Genomic DNA, 13,988 nt, shown 5'->3' with positions numbered 1-13,988 from the left:
TGAGCTTATGGAGAAAAAAGTAGAAAAGAAGCATCGGTTCCATATGCCCTCGGCCTTTACAATTCTTTTCTTGCTGATTGCTTTAATCGCAGTCTTGACCTGGATTATACCGGCTGGGGAATACAAAGTTAATAGTGCGGGAAATATGATCTCTGGTACTTATCACACGGTTGCTAGTCACCCGTAAGGAATTTGGGACATCTTTATGGCGCCAATTATTGGAATGATTGGTGATAAGGCAACTACTGGTGCGATTGATATTGCTCTTTTTATTCTGGTTATTGGTGGTTTTCTGGGGGTTGTTAATAAGACTGGCGCTCTGGACGACGGTATCCGTTCGATTGTGGAGAATTCTAAGGGACATGAAAAACGGTTAATTGTTGTGCTGACGATTATCTTTGCAATTGGTGCTTCCACGTATGGAATGGGTGAAGAAACCCTCGCATTTTTCCCGCTGATCGTCCCAATCATGATGGGAGTCGGCTATGACTCACTTGTTGCTGCTGGGATTATTTTACTCGGGACTAGGGTTGGTGATTTAGCATCAACAGTTAATCCGTTCTCAACCGGGGTCGCTTCTGGTATCATTAAAATTTCTCCTGGATCAGGACTCGGTTCCCGGATCATCTTATTGATCATTGTGACCGCCTTAACGATTGCTTTTGTATTACGCTATGCTGACAAGATTAAAAAGGATCCGACAAAATCATTAGTTTATTCGCAACGAAAAGCGGATATGAAGTTCTTTGAAGTTGACCAGCGGACGACAAAACCACAACCGTTAACCAAGGTTTAAAAGCATGTCCTCTGGGTCTTTGCTTTAACGTTTATCATTATGATTGTGGGGTTAGTTCCCTGGACAAGTATTAATAAGTCCTGGACATTCTTTGAAAGCTTTACTAAATGGCTCACCCAGATTCCGTTCCTTGGCGACTTCTTAGGTGCTGATATGACCGCATTGGGTAGTTGGTACTTTAACGAAATTACAATGCTGTTCTTATTTATGTCAGTCGTCATTATGTTTGTTGGTCACATTAAAGAAACCGAATTTATTAATTCCTTTATGAGTGGGATGAGTGACCTGCTGAATGTTGCAATTATTGTTGCGGTTGCTCGGGGAATCCAGGTTGTTATGAATAACGGTAAGATTACCGGAACAATCCTTCATTGGGGTGAAATTCCTTTAGCGGGAATGCCCAAAGCTGCTTTTATTATCTTAGCCTTTATATTCTTTATTATTCTCTCATTCCTGATCCCATCAAGCTCTGGATTAGCTGCAGCAACGATGGGGATTATGGGTTCGTTGGCTCAGTTTGCCCACGTTGACGGGAGTGTATTGGTTACTTCTTACCAGGCCGCTACGGGATTGATTACTGCAATTACACCGACTGCTGGAATGCTGGTTGGTGCTCTCGCTCTTTCACGGATCCCAATTACGATCTATTGGAAGTGGGTTTATAAATTTATTCTTCTCCTATTCTTAGTAACTTGTGTTTACCTCGCAATCTTAACAGCACTTTAAAAGTAAAGCAGGCAAGTGATCGTCAACCAATTCGATTCCTTGTCTGCTTTTAATTATTCAAATTGCTAAAATTCGCCCGGCTTAGCAATGTAATCATCACGGCCGTTTGGATTTCCAGACCACTTATATTTGTCATACCAGATTGAGTGCTTTTCTTCATCGAGCATTGCAATTGCTTCCATTTCATCCGCGTCTAATTCAAAATCATAGACATCACGATTTTCTCGCATCCGTTCTTCATGAATTGATTTAGGGATAACGATGAAGCCTTGCTGAAGCTCCCAGCGAAGGATCACTTGTGCTGGTGACTTCCCATGCTCCTTAGCAATCTTATCAATCACTGGACTATTTAGTAGTTGACCATTGCCTAGTGGTGACCAGGCTTCCAATTGAATGTGATTATCCTGACAGAAGGCAACGGTATCCGGTTGATGAATTCGTGGGTTGAACTCAATCTGGTTGACCATTGGCATGATATTAGCGTGATCCATTAAATTCTGGAGGTGGTTAACATCAAAGTTGCAAACCCCAATTGCCCGCGCCTGTCCGTCATTATAAATCGCTTCTAGTGCTCGCCAGCTTTCGATATATTTATTAAATACGGGCCAGTGGAGAAGGAGGAGATCAACATGGTCGGTGCCAAGCTTCCTTAATTGTTCATTAAAGGCATTTCGAAGCTGATCAAAGTTCCCTTGGTCCCCGTTAAAAATCTTGGTAGTAAGGAAAAGCTGCTTTCGCTCAATTCCTGAGTCTTTAATTCCTTGACCAACCTGTTCTTCATTTCCATATTGTTTAGCAGTATCAATTAACCGATAATGATTTTTAATCGCGTCAGTAACGACCTTGGCGGTTTGATTAAAGGGAATTTTCCAAACCCCAAAACCAATTTGTGGCATTTCAATCCCATTACTTAGCTTAATTAATTTTTGTTGATTTTTATTCAACATTTTCACCTTCTCAGGTTAATTTTAGCAGTAATTGTTCTGGGTGATGAAGATGAATTATATTTAACTGGTTTATTTCCATTGATAATTCTTTTGGGCGGGTTTTTTAAGGCCAATTACTTTCTTATTGCATTTAACTTTGATTGTTTCTGGACGACTATAATCAGTCGACTGAACCGATCTGGTAAGAGCGGCGGCTTGATTGCTAATGCTTGTCTTGTCATTTTTGGTCATTTCTTGAAAACCTGGCTTGACCTGAATGATAATTGTTTTGCGATTAAGATAATAAATTCGCTGAATATATTTTGCATAATCATAATTACCCGGATCACTGTCGGCATATTCCTGATGCTCTTCAAGGTTATCAGTAAGCTGCTGATTGATCCTTCTTAAAGGTTGTTGCTTAGCATTTGCATTGCCAATATTTAGGATTAGACTAAAAGATAAGACCAATAAAATAATGAACGCTTTTTTATGCATAATGGACTCCTTAGTGACTTGAAAGTGGCAAAGTGTGAGGTGCTTTTGATGAAAGATGAATTAACGATTTCTAAAATAACGACTGAAATGATCAAGATACCTCTGGAGCGACCATTTATTACTCATCTCCATACGGTTAATGCAATCCATGCAATCAGGGTGAAGATAAGATTGAAAAATGGGCTAGTTGGTATCGGTGCCGCAACTCCAAATGAAATGGTTACGGGTGATAATATTGACACTCTTAAGATAATTATTGAAGAGGTAATTGCACCACGACTAATTAACTCTTCTTTGGCTAATGTTGAACCCCTGATGAAACGATTGCATACTGCTGTAGTAGCAAACGGACCAGCAAAGGCCGCGGTTGATATCGCAATTTATGACTTGTTAACTCAAATTTACCACGTGTCACTTAACCATTTGCTTGGTGGGAGTAAACAATCAATGGCGACCGACTATACTATCAGCATTGGTAAGCCAACTGAAATGGTGGAGCAGGCAAAGAAGGCGGTTCAACGTGGGTTTACTGCATTAAAGATTAAACTTGGCGACCATTCCATTGATGAGAATGTGGAGAGTGTTAAGCAAATTGCTCAAGCTGTCGGATCGGACGTTACATTACGCCTTGATGTTAATCAAGGGTGGAGTTATAAGCAAGCCTTGCGAGCTTTCAACATGCTAGCTGACGCGAATCTAAACCTTGATTTTATTGAGCAGCCGCTTCCAGCAAATCAGTTGCGTGAGTTAGCGCTGCTCCGTCAGCAATCAACCATTCCGTTAATGTTGGATGAAAGTGTATTTACACCAGCGGATGCCTTACGGGTAATTAAAGCGGGAGCAACAGATTATGTTAATATTAAATTAATGAAGTGTGGAGGAATCTACGAAGCAACTAAGATTAATCAGTTGTGTGAAAGTGCAGGAATTCCGTGCATGGTTGGTAGTATGATTGAGGCTCCTGAAAGTATTGCGGCTGCGGTAGCCTTTGCTAATGCTCACGCTAATGTTTACTTTATTGATCTTGACTCAGTTTATATGATTAAGAATGATCTCGATTTGGGCGGCCTTAAGCGGGTTGGAATCCATTTATGGCACGTGTAATTTTAAATTTCCTGGCATTATTTTATGATGCTGGGATTTTTCATTTTCCACATTACGTCTAAATTCGTTATAATTAATGTATTATTTTTTTCGAGGTTAGACATGAGTAAAGTATATGCAGTTAGGAAGGGGCGGCACCCAGGAATTTATCTTACCTGGCCAGAATGTCAGCAGGAAATTAATGGTTATCCGGGTGCGGTGTATAAGAGCTTTTCCAGTAAGTCGTTAGCTAGAGAATGGCTTGCTGGCGATGATAAAAGTCAAACAAAAGATAAAGATCATGATGGTAAGCTAAATGATCCAAATATCATTTACCTGTATACAGATGGTGGTTCACGCAATCACGGTAATAAGCCGGGGCAGCACGTTAAGCAAACAGATAAAGCGGCTTGGGCATTGCTGATCAGTAAAGGTAGTCAGCAATTTACCAAGACTGGTGGTGAGTTTGGCGCGACGAATAATCGGATGGAATTAATGGCGCTCCGGAATGCTCTCCAGATTTTAGTAAAGAACCAAAAACAAGAGGACCCAATTATTGCAGTTCTTGACTCACACTATGTCCTAGACCCGATCATGAAGAATTGGTTGAATGGTTGGCAACATCGGGGGTGGAAAACAAGCACTGGTTCACCGGTGGCTAATCAAGAGTTGTGGCAAGAGGTTATTCAATTACTACCACAGTTTAAGCAGCTACATTTTCAATGGACTAAGGGACATGCAAACAACCAAGGCAATGTTATTGTTGATCACTTATTAAACCAAACAATGGATCAAATGGGGGAAGAATAATGAAAATTGGAATTGATAAGATGGCATTTGCAACTACTGACGAGTATATTGATTTACGCGAGTTAGCTCGTGAACGGGGAGATGAGCCTGATAAGTACACGATTGGAATTGGTCAGGATCGGCAGGCAGTTGTTCCACCAACTCAAGATATTGTCACTTTGGGAGCAGCAGCAGCCAAGAAGCTATTATCCGAAGATGACAAAAAACATCTTTCCACTGTGATTGTAGCTACTGAATCGGGGATTGATAATTCTAAGGCAAGTGCCATTTATATCAAACATCTTTTGGAACTGGATGATTTTACCCGTGCAGTTGAATTAAAGGAAGCCTGTTATTCAGCAACGGCAGGGATTCAGTTTGCTAAGGGATTAGTTGCGATGAATCCTCAGTCGACAGTCTTAGTAATTGCAGCTGATATTGCTCGTTATGGGTTGAAAACACCTGGTGAGGTTACCCAAGGAGCTGGGGCAGTCGCAATGTTGATTTCTGCTGACCCTCACATCTTGGCTCTTGAGGATACTACGGTTTCATATACAAAGGATGTTATGGATTTTTGGCGGCCGCTTTACGCAACCGAAGCACATGTGGATGGCAAATACTCGACTAATGTTTACATTGACTTTTTCCTCCAATGCTGGCAACGCTATCAACAAATGACCGGACGCCAATTAGATGATTTTGCTGCCTTAACTTTCCACTTGCCATTTACCAAGATGGGGAAGAAGGCATTGGAGGCGCTTCTCAAGGACAATCAATCACCGGTTGCTAATAAATTGCGTGAGCAGCTGACCGCAAGTCAAAAGTACTGTCGTGAGGTAGGAAACCTCTATACTGGTTCACTTTACCTTGGAGTAATGTCACTCTTACAAAATGGTCAAGTTAATCCTGGGGACCGGATTGGTCTCTTTAGTTACGGTTCCGGAGCAGAAGGTGAATTCTACAGTGGGATTCTTCAGCCTCACTTTGAAAAATACTTGAGTGACGTTAAGGATGATCTAGCAAATCATCATCAGGTTTCAATTGCTGAATATGAGAAGCAGTTCAATTCACAACTGGGGATGAACCCGGATGATGTTGAATTAGATTGGCAATCAGATCCAGCACCGTTTATATTAAAGGGTCAAAAGGAACACAAACGGATTTATCAGGAAAAGAAATAAAGTGTTACAATATAATTAACACAAACGGGGAGCTTGTATAACAGGCTGAGAGGAAGATGTGATCTTCGACCCATGGGACCTGATTTGGATAATGCCAACGGAGGGAATTCAGTTAAGAATTTTAGAATCGATCAGGTAGGTGCCTGGTCGATTTTTCTTTATCAAGATCAAGTTTCGCTAATCAATAAAAGGATGGTGAAACTGATGCAACATAAGACATCACTGGTAGAAAATGGAATGATTTGGTGCGGCGCGGGAATATCAATTGCAGAGATTTTGACAGGAACTTACTTAGCGCCATTGGGAATGGTTAAAGGAATAACAGCCATTATCTTAGGTCATTTAATTGGCTGTGGGTTGCTTTTCCTTGCTGGAATAATCGGTGGCCAGTTGCGGATTAGTGCGATGGAATCGGTAAAAATCAGTTTTGGCCAATTTGGTGGAATCTTTTTTGCTAGTCTAAATGTTTTACAACTGATTGGCTGGACGGGAATCATGATTTATGATGGATCGCTGGCGGCTAATGGCCTTTGGAAGTTAGGCCAACCATTATGGTGCGGATTGATTGGATTCCTAATTATAGTGTGGTTAATTATCGGGATTCGTCGCTTAAGATGGCTGAACACCATTGCTTTAACTGCTTTATTACTTTTGACGATTTGGTTGTGCTATTTAATTTTTGCAGAGCCACATGTTAATAGCCACTTGGGGACACTATCATTTGGGCAAGGATTAGAATTGGCCGTTTCAATGCCCCTATCCTGGCTTCCTTTAATTTCTGATTATACTTCTGTTGCCCAAAAACCGATCCAAGCGAGTGGAGTTAGTGCGTTCACTTATGGTGTCATTAGCTGTTGGATGGCAATTATTGGTCTTGGCTCAACTCTATTAACCGGGCAGACAGATATTGCCAAAATAATGGTCGGTGCTGGTGTTGGAATTAGCGGATTAATTATTGTTCTCCTCTCAACGGTTACAACCACGTTTATGGATGCTTATTCTGCAGGAGTATCTGCGCAAACATTAAAGGTTAAGTGGTCCTCACGTTTAACGGCGATTATTGTAACCGTTATTGGAAGTGCTGGTGCAATTATTTTGCCGATGGATAATTTTAGTAACTTCCTTTATATCATTAGCTCAGTCTTTACCCCGATGATTGCCATTCAGATTATGGATCGCTTTGTTCTTCGGCTTGACAATAAGGATCGCTGGATTAGTTGGAATCATTTTATCTTATGGCTAATTGGTTTTATAGTATACCGCTGCTTAATGTTAGTAGATCTTCCCGTAGGAAATACGTTGCCCGATATTTTAATTGTGATCTTTTTGGTGTGGATTGTCGATCACAAAAAAAGGCAGGAATGAACAAAATTATTAGTTCATTCCTACCCTCAATAAAGAAACATTGCTAATTAAAGGGAAGTTTAGAAAATGTGGTCACGGTATAGACCAATAACCTTGCCAAGAATAGTAACGTTATCCAGATAAATAGGCGCCATTGCATCGTTCTCAGGTTGAAGGCGGAATCGGTGATTCTCTGGCTCTTTATAGAACCGTTTGCAAGTAGCTTCATTATCACTTGTCATTGCAATCACAATCTCACCATCTTTAGCGGTTGATTGCTTACGAACAATTACGTCATCACCATCAAGAATTCCGGCTTTGATCATGCTAGTACCGTGAATTTTTAACATGAATAATCCAGATGCATCTTTAATTGAAGGTGGTAGGGGAAAATAATCTGTGGTGTCTTCTACTGCTAAGATAGGCTGTCCTGCGGTAACAACACCGATCATTGGGATCTCTTTTTGCTCTGGTTCAATTCCTAAGAGATCTAATCCCTGTTTAGTAATCTCAAGTGCTCGCGGCTTGGAAGGATCCTTTTGTAGGTAACCTTCCTTGATTAGATTATTTAGGTGAGAATGGACAGTAGAGGTTGAGGAAAGGCCAACAGTTCCACAGATTTCACGGACTGTTGGTGGATACCCGTGATCCTTAACGTGTTTATAAATGCAACTTAATACGGCAATTTGTTTTTGACTTGCTACTTTTGCCATTTTGACACCTCATTTGGCTAGATTATTATTAATCTTAGAATACCATAGTAATCGTCAACTTTCAAACGTACGTTCGCGAAGAAGTTAGTACATATCTTGAAAATAATTATTAAGTTAGCTAAGATCGAAGTAAATAGTTAAATTAAGGATATTTGGAATGCGAGGAGATAATTATGGCTGAATCTACAGACCAAGAAAAATTATTAAAGCGAATTAACGAGCTTGCCCATAAAAATAAAGAAGAAGGGTTAACAGAGGCTGAAACTAAGGAACGGGCAAAACTACGGAAAGAGTATCTTAAGAACTTCCGTGAAGCAATGCGGAGTAATATCGAAATGATGCGAATCTTTGATGATAATGGTAAAGAGGTTACTCCGGAAAAGGTTCGTGAAATTCAACGGAAAAAGGGATTACGTGATGATTAACCTTGTTTAGCCCTTTTCAATTCGACTACTTTCGTGTACTATTGAACAGTAACTAAAAAAGGAGGAAAGTAGTTGTGGCATTAACAATTTCATTGGTAATCCTCGCCTTACTAATCGGTTTAGTTGGCGGTTTCTTTGGTGCTCGTCGTTACATGGAAAACTATCTCCGCAATAATCCACCTATTAGTGAAGAAATGTTGCGGACGATGATGTTGCAAATGGGCCAAAAGCCATCTAGTCGAAAGTTACATCAAATGATGCAAACCATGAAGGCACAAGCCAAAAAAGCAAACAAGTAATTAAATAAAAAAAGAAACTGGAATTTTATTTCCGGTTTCTTTTTTATTTAGAAATCATCGTCTTTTGGTTTAGGCGGCATGATGTATTTATAGTTAGGATTGATTTGGTGATCTAGCTCATCAAATGATTGCTGCATTTCGCTCTCTAACTTAGCTTGGCTTTCCTCGTCAAGTTTGTTCTTCCGGTCAATATAAATTGGCTTTCCAAAGGTAATGTGACGGGAATGCCGTTTAAACAATTCACTAAATTTGAGTGGCCCTTGGTAGACCACAGGAACCAGCGGAACGTTTGCTAATTTAGCAATTAATGTTGCTCCACCCTTTAATTTACTGGAATAGCGGGAGCCTGATGGAAAAATAATTGTTGATAGATCTGTTTTTCGTAAGATTTGTACCGGCTTTTTTATTGCTGAAGGACCAGGATGTTTGCGGTCAACCGGGAAGGCGTTTAACTTTTTTAAAAAGTAGGCAGCAATTGGGTTCTTGAATAACTCCTTCTTTGCCATAAAGCTAAATTTCTTGGGGTAGATTGCGAGGGCAATTAAAACTGGATCCATCCATGTTCGATGGGGAGCAACAATGATATAATTGCCGTCAGGTATGTTTTCCTTATTATAAATTTTTGCTTTGCCATTGATTAGGTTTAAGAATGGTTGAACAATGGCAACGAGAAATGAATATAACATAAAATCATCCAATCTAATCTGTATAATAACTGGCATTATTATGACTAAAAAAGTAATTCCTTGCAAGTCTAAAAGAGGTGAATAATAAATGGATGACGAAAATTTATTGAAGGCAGACGAACGAATTGACCAATTATATAGTCAGGATGTCCAAATCATTCAGAATCCCCATTGCTTTGCTTTTTCTCTTGACGCTGTTCTTCTAGCTGACTTTGTTCGCCCAAATAAGAAGCGTCAGGCGAACATCATTGATCTTTGTGCTGGTAATGGTGCGATTGGCCTCTTCCTGCATAATAAGCTTGGTGGTCATTTTACAGAGGTCGAGTTGCAGAGGCCAATTGCTGATATGGCGGAACGGACAATTAAGCTGAACCGTCTTGAGGAACGTTATGATGTTTTGAATATGGATATTAAAGATATTTACAATCAAATTCCCAAGGATTCTGCGGATATTGTCCTGTGCAATCCGCCATATTTCCCCAATAACGAACATAGTCAAAAGAACCCTAATCGAGCTTTAGCAATTGCACGGCATGAAATCACAACTAATTTGACAATGGTTGTAGAAAAGATGAGTGGCTTATTGAAAATGAATGGTCGGGGATACTTAGTTCATAGACCGGATCGCTTAGCAGAAATCTTGACTGAATTAACCAGTCATCGTCTTGCGCCCAAGCGGATTCGCTTTATTCATCCCAAACCGGATCGGGAAGCTAATATTGTCTTGATTGAAGTAATAAAAGATGGGGGAAACGGGGGAATCCGAATTGTCCCGCCATTAGTGGTTAATCAACCCAATGGTGAATACGGACCCGAGGTGCAACAGTTATTATATGGAGATAAAAAGTAAACATTATTATATATATGTCCTTCATTGTGCAGACAAAAGCCTTTATTGTGGCTTTACCACTAACGTACAACAACGATTCAATACCCATCAGTCTTATAAGGGAGCTAAATATACTCGTGTAAAATCACGCCACCCGCTCCGATTGATGTATTGGTGCGAATACCCAACAAAGCATAAGGCGTTAAGTGCTGAATACCATTTTAAGCACCAAAGCAGACGACAAAAGGAACGCTACCTTCATGTAAGAGGAATCAAGATTTAAATTAATTCATTAAGTTAAGGATAAATGCTTGTCAGATGAGATGCTTTTTTGTATACTATATTTCGGTGTTAAACGCCAATTTCACACCCAATAGGATGGTGGTTAATGTGCTATTTTAGTTTGACTGCCAGATGATTATTGGGGAGGAAAAAACATTTTGGAGGTACATATTTTATGTCTGTTGTTACTATGAAGCAATTGCTTGAAGCCGGTGTTCACTTCGGTCACCAAACTCGCCGTTGGAACCCAAAGATGGAAGAATACATCTTTACTGAACGTAACGGTATCTACATCATTGACTTACAAAAGACTGTTAAGTTAATCGATACTGCTTACAACTACATGAAGGATGTTGCTGCTGATGGTGGTGTTGTTCTTTTTGTTGGTACTAAGAAGCAAGCTCAAGATGCAATTGAAGAAGAAGCTACTCGTGCAGGTCAATACTACGTTAACCACCGTTGGTTAGGTGGTACCTTGACTAACTGGAAGACTATTCAGTCACGGATTGCTCGTTTGAAGGAATTGAAGAAGATGTCTGAAGACGGCACTTTTGATGTTCTTCCAAAGAAGGAAGTTGCTGTTTTGACTAAGCAACGCGAAAAGCTTGAACGTTTCTTAGGTGGTATTGAAGATATGCCAAAGATCCCTGATGTAATGTTCATCGTGGACCCACACAAGGAACAAATTGCTGTTAAGGAAGCTCAAAAGCTTCACATTCCAATCGTTGCTATGGTTGATACCAACACTGACCCTGACGACATCGATTACGTAATTCCATCAAACGATGATGCTATTCGTGCCGTTCGTCTTATCACTTCCAAGATGGCTGATGCTGTTATCGAAGGTAAGCAAGGTCAAGATGACAACAAGCAAGCTGATGCTAACGACGCAACTGAAGAACATGAAGAAGTTTCTGAAGATTCATTGAAGAATCTTAAGGACAGCGTTGAAGGCAAGTAATTAAACGATAATTAAGTATTAAATACTTGGGCTGTTTGCGTACGGACCATTGTGGCCTGAGTACCAAATAGCCTTTTTTATTAAAAAGTTAAACGAAGGAGAGATCTAATCATGGCTGAAATTAAAGCTGCTCAAGTTATGGAATTACGTAAGAAATCTGGTGCCGGTATCATGGATGCCAAGAAGGCATTAGTTGCTAGTGATGGTGACATGGATAAGGCAATGGACTACTTACGTGAAAAGGGTATTGCCAAAGCTGCTAAGAAGAGTGATCGTGTTGCTGCCGAAGGGTTAGCTGACATTGCTGTTAGTGGTAATACCGCTGCTATCGTTGAATTAAACTCAGAAACTGACTTCGTTGCTGCAAGTGACCCATTCAAGGACTTACTGAAGAAGGTTACTAAGTTAATCAGCGAAAACAAGCCTGCAAACGTGGAAGAAGCGCTTGCTATGAAGACCGAAAACGGCACTTTAAATGATGACTTGATCAGCACTACTCAAAAGACCGGTGAAAAGATCAGTCTTCGTCGTTTTGCAGTTGTTGAAAAGAACGATAACGACAGTTTTGGTGCATACCTTCACCAAGGTGGCCAAATCGCTGCTCTTGTTGTTCTTGAAGGTGGAAATGAAGATGCAGCTAAGGATGTTGCCATGCACGTTGCTGCTATCAACCCTGAATTCATGACTCGTGATGATGTATCTCAAGATCGTCTTGATCACGAACGTGAAGTCTTCAAGGAAGAAACCTTAAATGAAGGTAAGCCTGCTAAGATCGTTGACAAGATCGTTGAAGGTCGTTTGAACAAGTTCCTTTCACAAATTTGCTTGGCCGACCAAGACTTTGTTAAGAACCCAGACCAAACTGTTGCAGAATTTGTTTCTGCTAACGATGGTAAGTTGAAGTCATTTATTCGTTACGAAGTTGGTGAAGGAATCGAAAAGAAGCAAGATGACTTTGCTCAAGAAGTTAAGGACCAAATGAACTAAACAACGTTCGGCTAAAAAGTGCGTACTCTTTGAAGTGCGCCTTTTTTTGAAAACATTACCATTAGGAGGCAGGTTTATGTCAGACATTAAATACAATCGTGTCATTTTAAAGCTCAGTGGGGAAGCTCTAGCCGGTGAAAAAAGTTTTGGGATTAATCCACCAGTACTTAAAGATGTTGCCAAGGAATTAAAAGAAGTTCATGAATTAGGGGTTCAAATTGCTATCGTTGTTGGTGGTGGAAATATGTGGCGTGGCGTTACCGGGGCTGAACTCGGTATGGAACGTGCCCAGGCTGACTACATTGGAATGTTAGCAACTATTATGAATGCGCTATCTCTTCAAGATGCCTTGGAATCACTTGATGTTCCAACCCGGGTCCAAACTTCTATTGAAATGCGTCAAATTGCGGAACCATATATTCGACGGAAGGCTATTCGCCATCTTGAAAAGGACCGAATTGTGATTTTTGCTGGTGGTACAGGAAGCCCATACTTCTCAACTGATACTACTGCTGCATTACGCGCAGCTGAAATTAATGCAGATGCTATCTTAATGGGAAAGAACGGCGTTGATGGTGTTTATAATGCTGATCCAAATAAGGATGCTAGCGCGGTTAAGTTTGATCATTTAACTCACATGGATCTGATTGAAAAGAATCTCCATGTTATGGATACCACCGCAAGTTCACTTTCTATGGATAATCATATTCCATTAGTTGTATTTAACCTAAATACTCCCGGAAATATTATGAAGGTTGTTAAGGGACAAGAAGTTGGAACCACGATTGAGGGGGATTAACCTATGGCTACAGGTAAACAAATTTTAAATGAAGCAAAGGACAAAATGGCAAAGTCTGGAGATGCATTACGTCGGACTTTAGCTGATATTCGTGCAGGACGAGCAAATGCTAGTCTGCTTAATGGTGTGAAAGTAGATTACTATGGTGCTCCAACACCACTTAACCAGGTGGCATCAATTACAATTCCTGAAGCACGTCAATTACTTGTTACTCCATATGATGAAAGCTCATTAGATAACATTGAAAAAGCAATTTATGCTGCAAATCTTGGCTTAACACCACAAAATGATGGTTCAGCAATTCGGATTTTGATTCCACAATTAACTGAAGAACGGCGAAAAGAGCTTGTTAAGGATGTTAAGGCTGAACTTGAAAAGGCCAAGGTTGCTGTTCGAAATGTTCGTCGTGAAGCGATGGATGACTTGAAGAAGGGTAACAAAGACGGCGATTTCAATGATGATGAATTTCATGATCTTGAAAAGAAGGTTCAAACCGAGACCGACAACGGGATTAAGAACCTTGAAAATATTGCTGCTGATAAGGAAAAAGAATTAATGGGCTAGATTAGTCTCAATTACTAATTAAGAGTGGGAAAATGAATTAGGAAGCTAGTTCATTCTCGCCCTTTTTTTGGTTGGGGTTGGCTTTTCTCCCTAATACATT

The 13,988-nt window shown here is 40.3% G+C and carries 16 protein-coding genes, 1 pseudogene and 1 riboswitch; of the genes and pseudogenes, 13 read left to right on the top strand and 4 right to left on the bottom strand.

All coding sequences use genetic code 11. The features are described 5' to 3' along the window. Positions 1-7: 7 nt before the first annotated feature. Positions 8-1,522 (top strand): annotated as a pseudogene (locus PRK60_RS05325) (YfcC family protein). A gap of 65 nt (positions 1,523-1,587) precedes the next feature. On the opposite strand, the gene PRK60_RS05320 reads toward PRK60_RS05325, so the two are convergent. Beyond that, positions 1,588-2,469 (bottom strand): aldo/keto reductase, encoded by an 882-nt coding sequence (locus PRK60_RS05320; protein WP_273645732.1) that lies wholly within the window; start codon positions 2,467-2,469, stop codon positions 1,588-1,590. Positions 2,470-2,538: 69 nt separating this feature from the next. Then, a complete protein-coding gene (locus PRK60_RS05315; protein ID WP_102168734.1) occupies positions 2,539-2,946 on the bottom strand; it encodes a hypothetical protein in 408 nt (135 codons plus the stop codon). 48 nt (positions 2,947-2,994) lie between these two features. Here PRK60_RS05315 and PRK60_RS05310 point away from each other — a divergent pair, with 48 nt between their 5' ends. The 4 genes from PRK60_RS05310 to cytX all read left to right on the top strand — a co-directional run bounded on the left by PRK60_RS05310 (position 2,995) and on the right by cytX (position 7,364). Beyond that, entirely contained in the window at positions 2,995-4,050 is a 1,056-nt protein-coding gene (locus PRK60_RS05310; protein WP_273645731.1) for a dipeptide epimerase, read from the top strand. 102 nt (positions 4,051-4,152) lie between these two features. Beyond that, positions 4,153-4,839: a ribonuclease H family protein gene (locus tag PRK60_RS05305; RefSeq protein WP_102168732.1), complete on the top strand. Its 687-nt coding sequence runs from the start codon at positions 4,153-4,155 to the stop codon at positions 4,837-4,839. Continuing rightward, positions 4,839-5,999: a hydroxymethylglutaryl-CoA synthase gene (locus tag PRK60_RS05300; protein ID WP_273645730.1), complete on the top strand. Its 1,161-nt coding sequence runs from the start codon at positions 4,839-4,841 to the stop codon at positions 5,997-5,999. Before PRK60_RS05305 ends, PRK60_RS05300 begins: the two co-directional genes overlap by 1 nt. 15 nt (positions 6,000-6,014) lie before the next feature. Continuing rightward, positions 6,015-6,122, top strand: a riboswitch (TPP riboswitch). Positions 6,123-6,203: 81 nt separating this feature from the next. Then, the gene (cytX, locus tag PRK60_RS05295) at positions 6,204-7,364 is read left to right on the top strand and encodes a putative hydroxymethylpyrimidine transporter CytX (RefSeq protein WP_102168741.1); all 1,161 of its coding nucleotides are present in this window, start codon (positions 6,204-6,206) and stop codon (positions 7,362-7,364) included. A gap of 59 nt (positions 7,365-7,423) precedes the next feature. On the opposite strand, the gene lexA is transcribed toward cytX, so the two are convergent. Further along, complete coding sequence (lexA, locus tag PRK60_RS05290) at positions 7,424-8,056, bottom strand: transcriptional repressor LexA (RefSeq protein ID WP_102168730.1); 633 nt, start codon at positions 8,054-8,056, stop codon at positions 7,424-7,426. A 173-nt stretch (positions 8,057-8,229) separates the two neighbouring features. Here lexA and PRK60_RS05285 point away from each other — a divergent pair, with 173 nt between their 5' ends. After that, positions 8,230-8,481 carry a DUF896 domain-containing protein gene (locus PRK60_RS05285; RefSeq protein ID WP_003716916.1) on the top strand — a complete coding sequence of 84 codons (252 nt, stop codon included), beginning with the start codon at positions 8,230-8,232 and terminating at the stop codon, positions 8,479-8,481. Positions 8,482-8,555: 74 nt separating this feature from the next. After that, positions 8,556-8,780: a YneF family protein gene (locus PRK60_RS05280; RefSeq protein ID WP_003716917.1), complete on the top strand. Its 225-nt coding sequence runs from the start codon at positions 8,556-8,558 to the stop codon at positions 8,778-8,780. 47 nt (positions 8,781-8,827) lie between these two features. Here the strand turns inward: PRK60_RS05280 and PRK60_RS05275 are convergent, their stop codons facing one another. Beyond that, a complete protein-coding gene (locus PRK60_RS05275) occupies positions 8,828-9,466 on the bottom strand; it encodes a lysophospholipid acyltransferase family protein (RefSeq protein ID WP_273645729.1) in 639 nt (212 codons plus the stop codon). An 88-nt stretch (positions 9,467-9,554) separates the two neighbouring features. On the opposite strand from PRK60_RS05275, the gene PRK60_RS05270 reads away from it, so the two are divergent. The 6 genes from PRK60_RS05270 to frr all read left to right on the top strand — a co-directional run bounded on the left by PRK60_RS05270 (position 9,555) and on the right by frr (position 13,888). Then, positions 9,555-10,316: a tRNA1(Val) (adenine(37)-N6)-methyltransferase gene (locus tag PRK60_RS05270; protein WP_102168728.1), complete on the top strand. Its 762-nt coding sequence runs from the start codon at positions 9,555-9,557 to the stop codon at positions 10,314-10,316. Then, on the top strand, positions 10,306-10,578 hold the full coding sequence (locus PRK60_RS05265) for a GIY-YIG nuclease family protein (protein WP_225415963.1): 273 nt from the start codon (positions 10,306-10,308) through the stop codon (positions 10,576-10,578). The genes PRK60_RS05270 and PRK60_RS05265 overlap by 11 nt, the downstream gene beginning before the upstream one ends. Before the next feature lie 174 nt (positions 10,579-10,752). After that, complete coding sequence (gene rpsB / locus PRK60_RS05260) at positions 10,753-11,538, top strand: 30S ribosomal protein S2 (protein WP_102168726.1); 786 nt, start codon at positions 10,753-10,755, stop codon at positions 11,536-11,538. 111 nt (positions 11,539-11,649) lie between these two features. Further along, positions 11,650-12,525, top strand: coding sequence for a translation elongation factor Ts (gene tsf / locus PRK60_RS05255; protein ID WP_124031402.1), 876 nt, complete (start codon positions 11,650-11,652; stop codon positions 12,523-12,525). Between the two features lie 76 nt (positions 12,526-12,601). After that, a complete protein-coding gene (gene pyrH, locus PRK60_RS05250; RefSeq protein WP_273645728.1) occupies positions 12,602-13,324 on the top strand; it encodes a UMP kinase in 723 nt (240 codons plus the stop codon). Positions 13,325-13,327: 3 nt separating this feature from the next. Next, positions 13,328-13,888, top strand: coding sequence for a ribosome recycling factor (gene frr, locus PRK60_RS05245; RefSeq protein WP_102168723.1), 561 nt, complete (start codon positions 13,328-13,330; stop codon positions 13,886-13,888). Positions 13,889-13,988 lie beyond the last annotated feature (100 nt).

This window comes from Limosilactobacillus portuensis (assembly GCF_028607025.1).
GTDB classification, from domain to species: Bacteria; Bacillota; Bacilli; order Lactobacillales; family Lactobacillaceae; genus Limosilactobacillus; species Limosilactobacillus portuensis.
This window is presented reverse-complemented; position numbering and strand designations above follow the sequence as displayed.

What these genes read in the sequence shown, in the direction of transcription:
- PRK60_RS05320 (WP_273645732.1), bottom strand. Translation starts at nt 2,469, where the DNA reads ATGTTGAATAAAAATCAACAAAAATTAATTAAGCTAAGTAATGGGATT.
- PRK60_RS05315 (WP_102168734.1), bottom strand. Translation starts at nt 2,946, where the DNA reads ATGCATAAAAAAGCGTTCATTATTTTATTGGTCTTATCTTTTAGTCTA.
- PRK60_RS05310 (WP_273645731.1), top strand. Translation starts at nt 2,995, where the DNA reads ATGAAAGATGAATTAACGATTTCTAAAATAACGACTGAAATGATCAAG.
- PRK60_RS05305 (WP_102168732.1), top strand. Translation starts at nt 4,153, where the DNA reads ATGAGTAAAGTATATGCAGTTAGGAAGGGGCGGCACCCAGGAATTTAT.
- PRK60_RS05300 (WP_273645730.1), top strand. Translation starts at nt 4,839, where the DNA reads ATGAAAATTGGAATTGATAAGATGGCATTTGCAACTACTGACGAGTAT.
- cytX (WP_102168741.1), top strand. Translation starts at nt 6,204, where the DNA reads ATGCAACATAAGACATCACTGGTAGAAAATGGAATGATTTGGTGCGGC.
- lexA (WP_102168730.1), bottom strand. Translation starts at nt 8,056, where the DNA reads ATGGCAAAAGTAGCAAGTCAAAAACAAATTGCCGTATTAAGTTGCATT.
- PRK60_RS05285 (WP_003716916.1), top strand. Translation starts at nt 8,230, where the DNA reads ATGGCTGAATCTACAGACCAAGAAAAATTATTAAAGCGAATTAACGAG.
- PRK60_RS05275 (WP_273645729.1), bottom strand. Translation starts at nt 9,466, where the DNA reads ATGTTATATTCATTTCTCGTTGCCATTGTTCAACCATTCTTAAACCTA.
- PRK60_RS05270 (WP_102168728.1), top strand. Translation starts at nt 9,555, where the DNA reads ATGGATGACGAAAATTTATTGAAGGCAGACGAACGAATTGACCAATTA.
- rpsB (WP_102168726.1), top strand. Translation starts at nt 10,753, where the DNA reads ATGTCTGTTGTTACTATGAAGCAATTGCTTGAAGCCGGTGTTCACTTC.
- tsf (WP_124031402.1), top strand. Translation starts at nt 11,650, where the DNA reads ATGGCTGAAATTAAAGCTGCTCAAGTTATGGAATTACGTAAGAAATCT.
- pyrH (WP_273645728.1), top strand. Translation starts at nt 12,602, where the DNA reads ATGTCAGACATTAAATACAATCGTGTCATTTTAAAGCTCAGTGGGGAA.
- frr (WP_102168723.1), top strand. Translation starts at nt 13,328, where the DNA reads ATGGCTACAGGTAAACAAATTTTAAATGAAGCAAAGGACAAAATGGCA.